6 protein-coding genes are annotated in these 6,464 nt (G+C 60.1%); 4 read left to right on the forward strand and 2 right to left on the reverse strand.

Annotated elements, in window-relative coordinates; genetic code table 11:
- Together HRF49_02480 and HRF49_02485 are read right to left on the reverse strand one after the other, a co-directional pair.
- Window positions 1-1,152: a serine protease gene (locus HRF49_02480; GenBank protein MEP0813516.1), complete on the reverse strand. Its 1,152-nt coding sequence runs from the start codon at window positions 1,150-1,152 to the stop codon at window positions 1-3.
- 24 nt (window positions 1,153-1,176) lie between these two features.
- Window positions 1,177-2,943: a proline--tRNA ligase gene (locus HRF49_02485; GenBank protein MEP0813517.1), complete on the reverse strand. Its 1,767-nt coding sequence runs from the start codon at window positions 2,941-2,943 to the stop codon at window positions 1,177-1,179.
- Between HRF49_02485 and HRF49_02490 the strand changes: the two genes are divergently transcribed.
- The 4 genes from HRF49_02490 to HRF49_02505 all read left to right on the forward strand — a co-directional run.
- The gene (locus tag HRF49_02490; GenBank protein ID MEP0813518.1) at window positions 2,890-3,429 is read left to right on the forward strand and encodes a ComF family protein; all 540 of its coding nucleotides are present in this window, start codon (window positions 2,890-2,892) and stop codon (window positions 3,427-3,429) included. The genes HRF49_02485 and HRF49_02490 overlap by 54 nt on opposite strands.
- Window positions 3,429-4,415, forward strand: coding sequence for a DNA-processing protein DprA (locus HRF49_02495; GenBank protein ID MEP0813519.1), 987 nt, complete (start codon window positions 3,429-3,431; stop codon window positions 4,413-4,415). The genes HRF49_02490 and HRF49_02495 overlap by 1 nt, the downstream gene beginning before the upstream one ends.
- Window positions 4,416-4,426: 11 nt before the next feature.
- Window positions 4,427-4,861 (forward strand): cupin domain-containing protein, encoded by a 435-nt coding sequence (locus HRF49_02500; protein MEP0813520.1) that lies wholly within the window; start codon window positions 4,427-4,429, stop codon window positions 4,859-4,861.
- 181 nt (window positions 4,862-5,042) lie between these two features.
- Window positions 5,043-6,464, forward strand: a 1,422-nt coding sequence (locus HRF49_02505) for a hypothetical protein (GenBank protein ID MEP0813521.1), incomplete at its 3' end; no start/stop codon positions are given.

Raw genomic sequence — 6,464 nt, forward strand, 5'->3', positions numbered from 1 at the left:
TTACGGATGCCCCGGCGGCAGTCCGCCGCGGGAAGATGAAGCTGCGGGCTTTTCGGAAGCCTCTTCCAAACTTTCCGGCGTGGGAAGTATCGTGACCAGCGTTTCGTGCTTGCGCACGCCGCCGCCTTCCTTACGCCAATAAACAACCTTGACCTGCTGGCCGATCTCGAATCTGCGCTTCATGATCGTGAATTCGATCAGGTAATCGAATCTTTTGCCGTTGACCGTTTCCACGACGTCGCCGGCCTGGAGACCGGCCAGGTCGGCCGGACTGGCGGGCTCCACATATGTCACGAACAGGCCGTCGGTGAAACCGAGCTTGTACGGCGCCTTGTGAAATCCGTTGATCACGTCTATGTTTTCCGAGCGCTCTATCAGGTCGGCGCCGAACCAGGCGACGCGCTCGTCGCCCGCGATTATCTTGTCCGCAACCCGAAGCACCTCGTCAATGGGAACCGCAAGGTTCAGGTTGATGCCGGACGTGCCGTAAACCATCCCGAAAATGTTGCCGTTGACGTCCGCAAGCGCGCCGCCCGTAAAAGTCAGCTCGAAGTTTGCGTCGAACTGAATGAACTCTTCGGTCGGGATATCGCTTCCGATGGTGCGCTTGCGTATCGCGCTGACCACGCCCTCGGTCGCGAAAGTATCCTTCGCGTTCAACGAGCGGCCCACAACCGCCGCGGGCATACCCAGCCTGATTTTGTCCGAAGGTAGGAAGCTGGGCTGGGGCAGCTTCAGATTGCCAGGTATCTCAAGTTCGAGAACGGCGACGTGGAAAGTCGAGTTTTCTCCCAGAAGCTTGGCCGGGAACGAGCGCCCGTCGGACAACTCCACCCTGCCAAACTCCATGTACTCGGTGATATCGTCGCATGTCAGAACGTACTTGCCCTTGTACAGAATACCGGAGCCGTAAAGCCCGTAAGTAGGGCGCGCGCCGCGAAAAGCATCGTAATAGAGGTAATCGCTGCTGGTCCGCGGCTTGTCGAACCTGGTTTCAACCGACACGACAACGGGCGCAAGTTTTTCGGCGGCGCCGTGCACCGCCTTCACAAGATCCCACTTGTCCGTCGCGCCGCTTTGGGCAAAGGCCGCACCTGCGCAAAAGCTCATAAACAGCGCCGAAAACAGCGCACAGCTCCAAACTCTGCACATACCGTATACCTCCCGTGGAGGAACCTAGTAGCTCTGGGCGAAGACCGCGCGCCTGCGCGCGGGCCTGCCGCTCCAAAAGCATTCCATATTAGCACTTTCGACCGGGTCAAGCAACACGCGGAGAGTGGCGGAAGTTCTTTCTTTAATCTCGATTTCCTCCGCCGCGCCGCCTCCCCAATTTACCAGTGCAAATCCCTTGTTTCCGCAGACGACATCCTCGAATTCCTCCCGGCTGGACACCGGAATCGTTCGAGCCGAAAGGTCCGCCGCGCTGGCCTGCCGGAGCTTGGCCTGCGCTTCTTCCAGCCGATTGACGAACTCGTCGGGGTTGAAGTTCAAATCGTCGAAATTGACAGGAATGAAGCCCTTCTCGCCCGTCACCCGCTCGACAACCTTTACCGATTCGTTCTCGACGTCTTTGGGGCCCACCTCGATGCGCAGGGGCACGCCCATCATCTCGTACTGATTGAACTTCCATCCGGGCGACTGCTGCTCGCTTGCGTCCAGCTTCACCCGGAGCCGCTTTCCGAACGCCTCGACCCTGCCGAGCGCCTTGGCCAGCATCTCCGCTTTTTCAAGCACCAGCGCCTTCGTCTTTTCGAATATAATCGGAACGATCACCACCTGTATCGGCGCGACCTTCGGCGGCAGCCGCAGCCCCGCGTCGTCGCCGTGCATCATGATGAGTCCGCCAACGATGCGCGTGGAAATCCCCCACGAGGTCTGCCAGACGTATTTCTCGACGTTGTCGTCGTCCAGGAACTTGATGTCGAAGCCCTTGGCGAAGTGCTGGCCGAGGTCGTGGGACGTCCCGCTTTGCAGCGCCTTTCCGTCGGGCATCATCGCCTCGATCGTGTAGGTCGTGTCAGCGCCGGGGAACTTCTCGCTGTCGCTCTTCGGCCCAGCCAGCACGGCCATCGCCAAATCCTCTTCCGCGAACGCTTTGTACACGCCGAGCATCTTCAGCGCTTCTTCCTGCGCTTCCTCATGCGTGCGGTGCGCGGTGTGGCCTTCCTGCCAGTGGAATTCGGTCGTCCGCAGGAACGGTTTGGTCTTCTTCTCCCAGCGCACGATGTTCGCCCACTGGTTGATAAGCACGGGCAGGTCGCGGTAGCTGTTTATCCATTTCGAGTACATGTGGCAGATTATCGCTTCGCTGGTGGGCCGGATTGCGAGCTTCTCGGACAGCTCCTCGTCGCCGCCGACCGTCACCCAGGCGACCTGGGGCGCGAACCCCTCCACGTGCTCGGCTTCCTTCTTGAGAAAGCTCTCCGGGATGAGAAGCGGGAACTGCGCGTTCTCATGGCCGGTCGCGATTATCCGGGCGTTCAGGTGTTCCTTCACGCTCTCCCAGATCGCCCAGCCGTACGGGCGGATGACCATGCATCCCTTTACGGGCGCGTAGTCCGCGAGTCCGCATCCGAGCACGACGTCCACGTACCACTCGGACAGGTTCTCGCTTCGTTTGGTGATGAACTTTTTCTCTTCTTGCTGCTTGGCCACTAATAGCTCCGGAAAACGAAAGACCCCCGCGCCGCGGGAATGTTCCGCGGAGACCGGGGCGAATACTATACCCAACGCGGGCGGAAAAGGGCAAAGATTTTCCTGCGGGCAGCGACCGGAATTCCTTCGATGCGCCGCTCGAACCTCCAAAATGGTAAAATCCAAGCGAGGATGCCGCTTAGAATGAATCCAATCGAGTTGAGGGGGCCATGGGCCCACGGATGGGCGTTGGACTTGCACACGGTTAGGAGCATCCCGCTCGGCATGGACGAATGGGGGCGCGAACATTTCGAAACCACGCGCACCGAAATCGGCGAGGCGCTTTACAGGCTGAAATACCGTAACGACCGGACTCAAGTAGAGCCGCTGGCGGAGGCGATTGCAGGTTTTATAAGGAAGCAAAAACCGCTTTCGGACTTGGCAGCGATAATTCCGGTGCCGAGGTCCGACATTGCGCAGTCGTTCCGGCCGGTGGAGCTTGTCGCGAACGCGGTCGGCAAAATGACGAATCTGCCGGTTCCGAAAAATTATTTGACAAAAACAAAAAAAACCACTCCGCTGAAAAACATTGACGAAAGAATCAGGCGGAGAACGGAGCTGAAGGACGCGTTCAAGGTTGCGGACAGCCGCTTCGCGGACTCGCACGTACTGATTCTCGACGATCTTTTCCGGTCGGGCGAAACCCTTCGCGCGATCGCGAGCATGCTCAAGTCCGCAAAAGCCGCGGGCAAAATATCCGTACTGACCGCCACGGCCACGAGGTCGAAGCGCTGATGACGGGCGAAGAAAGGGCTTGGCTCAAAATAGCAGCGGTTCGCGGCGTGGGCGACAAAAAACTTTGGATGCTGGCGGATCTAGTTTGGCGCGAAGGCGGATCCCTCTCTTGGCTGATGGAGCATCCCGATCATCTTGAATCAAGTCTGAAAATCAAATTGAATCCGGATGACGGCGTTTACTCGGAAAGCGGCGCAGACAACGCTTTCGATTACTTGGAGCGCAACGGCATAGAGGTGCTGCATCCGCTTCACGGCGACTTCCCGCCGAGGCTGGTGATTCGAAAGGATTTTCCCGGCGTTTCGCCGCTGCTGTACGCGCTTGGAAACAGGAAAATTTTCGAACGCACCTCGGTGTCCGTAGTGGGGTCGCGGCGGGCCTCGCAGTCCGCGGTTGCAATCGCGCAAAATCTTGCGCGCGAACTTGCGGAAAACTGCATCAACGTCACGTCCGGCTACGCGAACGGAGTAGATCTCGCGGCCCACGCCGGAGCGCTTATGGCCCGCGGCACTACGACGGCGGTGCTGGCCGACGGGATATCAAGGTTTCGAATGAATCCAACGCTGGGGGAATTTTCCACGGAAGACAACATGCTTGTCGTTTCCCAATTCAATCCGAGCGCGGTTTGGACGCCTTACAACGCGATGAAACGCAACAAACTCGTCTGCGCCTTGTCCGACGCCGTGGTCGTAATCCGGTCGGGCGCGGAAAGGGATGCCGACGGCCGGATGAGCGGAACATTCGACGCGGGCATGTCCGCGCTCAAAATGGGCATTCCGCTGTTTGTCGTCGCCCCGGAGAACCTGGAGGATGATTGCGCGGGCAATCGTGCGCTGATTGACAAAGGCGGAATATCGTGGAATCCGACGGACGGCGCCGGCATGATCGCCGTCGAAGCGGAAAAATGCCACTCAAGTTTAACCGCCGGCATCGGCGCGCGGGAAAGCGATAATTCGGAATCCCGGCAAATGACGCTGTTTAAATAGGAGCCCAGCACATGCGCGATCAATCCGAATATCCCTACGTCACAATCCTGGACGTACGCCACAAGCCTCTTGAAATAATCGACCTCGGCGCGCTCGCCGACGCCTGTCCGCACGAGTGGTACAACGAGACGCTAGCAGCGATCAACGGCTCCGTCGTGCGCCTCGGCGTGGTGCGCGGCGAGTACCACTGGCACAAGCACGAGCGCGACGACGAGTTTTTCTACGTCGTCGAGGGAAAGCTGTTGATCGACATTGCGGAGAGCGGGGATGCCGGGACGGAGTGTGAAGCCGGCGCGGACGGCGTTCATGCGCGCTTCCGCACCATCGAGCTTGCTCCACGCCAGGGATTCGTCGTCCTGAAGGGCGTCGTGCACCGCACGCGGGCCGAAGTGCGAACCGTCATCCTGATGGTCGAGAACGCGGGGATAATCCCGACGGGGGATTGAGGGTTACCAAAATGGAGTGCGGAATTTCAATACCGCCCTAATCCTGGCGATTCATCGCCGGGCAATGTGTTTTTCCACATTCCCGGCAACTTAAGTTGCCGGATAAAGGCGCCAATAAATTGGCGCACTCCCAAATACTGGGTGCTAATCTTTCGCCGTCTTTTTCATCCGGAGGAATGCGATGATTTTCGGGAGTTTTTCCGTACGCGCCGCGCTGCGGATTTTGGCGCCGGCTGCGCTTGCCTTGCTTTCGAATTTGGCGGCCGCGTCGCCCGCGGGCGAGCTTCGCGGGCCGGAGCTTTTGGGCGACCAGGCGCCGCTTTTCGAGCGCGCGCTTTCCGAGATGGGAATCACCGCGGACGATTTCAAAATCGACACGCGCGAGATGAGCTTCTACAACTCGGACAAGTACCGGCTGCCGATGATAGACGCGTTTTTCGAAAATCCGTGGACGATTTCGCCGTACACGCGCACGATGACGCAGCTGATGCTGAACAACGCGGGAAAGCCGTCCACAGTCGTCACCGCGGGGAACTACCGGCAGGGGACGATAGTGCGACTGGACATTCCCGGCTACGACGCGCTGACGCGGTTTTCAGACGCGGTGAACGACGAGGGCGTGGAAAATCTCTCGGCGGCGCTCGGCGCGCTTTCCGGCCGCGCTCCGGAGGACTTTGTCACCGACGAGTACAACGAGCTTCCGCCGAACGTGAGAAACGCTCTGACTTTGTTCTGCCTGACGCTTCCGGAAGTGCTGGCGAACCGCGACGCGGCGCTTACGATGCCGCTCGCGCGCCTGGGATACGACCCGGAGGACGTGTACCGCCGCGTCGTCGAGTGGGTGGTTGACGAGCCGAAGGAGCAGCCCGCGCCCCCCGAGCAGGCCCGCGAGGATTTGATAACGATCGAGGCGCTTTGCGACAACATTGACTGGGGAAGGCTGGCGACCGGCGGGACGCTTTTCGCGCATCTTGTCGAAACCATCGCGGCGACGCTCACCGCGGGAGACGCGCCCACGCTCACTCCCCGCCTTCGCTTCGAAGCGGACACGCCGTACGGAAAAATCGTAGTCGGCGGCGCGGGAAAGGACAGCTACGATCCGGCGGTGCATTATCTCCTGATTATCGACACCGGCGGAAACGACAGCTACGGCACCGCGGGCGCGACGCGCGGCTTCGCGACTCCCGCGTCCGCGGTCATAGACCTCGGCGGCGACGATGCGTACGGCACCGAAGAGCGCCGCGCGCCAAGCGCCGGCGCGGGAATCTTCGGATACGGGATGGTTCTCGACCTCTCCGGCGACGACCGCTACGAATGCAAGTTCCTCGGCCAGGGGCTGGGCATTTTCGGCTGCGGCGTGCTGTGCGACAAATCCGGGAACGATTTCCGCAACGCCATCGGAAACGTGCAGGGCAGCGGCAGCTTCGGCACGGGCGTGCTTATAGACAACGCGGGCGACGACCACTATGAGCTGTACGTGTACGGCCAGGGCTACGCGTTCACGAAGGGCGTGGGCGTGCTTCTGGACTGCGCGGGGAGCGACCGCTATCTTGCGAACAACACCGACATCGTATACAGCGGGCCGCACAGCCCGGTGATCAAC

The sequence above is a fragment of the bacterium genome, from assembly GCA_039961635.1.
Lineage (GTDB): Bacteria > 4484-113 > 4484-113 > JAGGVC01 > JAGGVC01 > JABRWB01.

Excerpts from the sequence above, each read along its gene's own strand:
- HRF49_02480 (MEP0813516.1), bottom strand. The coding sequence starts at position 1,152 with ATGTGCAGAGTTTGGAGCTGTGCGCTGTTTTCGGCGCTGTTTATGAGC.
- HRF49_02485 (MEP0813517.1), bottom strand. The coding sequence starts at position 2,943 with ATGTTCGCGCCCCCATTCGTCCATGCCGAGCGGGATGCTCCTAACCGT.
- HRF49_02495 (MEP0813519.1), top strand. The coding sequence starts at position 3,429 with ATGACGGGCGAAGAAAGGGCTTGGCTCAAAATAGCAGCGGTTCGCGGC.
- HRF49_02500 (MEP0813520.1), top strand. The coding sequence starts at position 4,427 with ATGCGCGATCAATCCGAATATCCCTACGTCACAATCCTGGACGTACGC.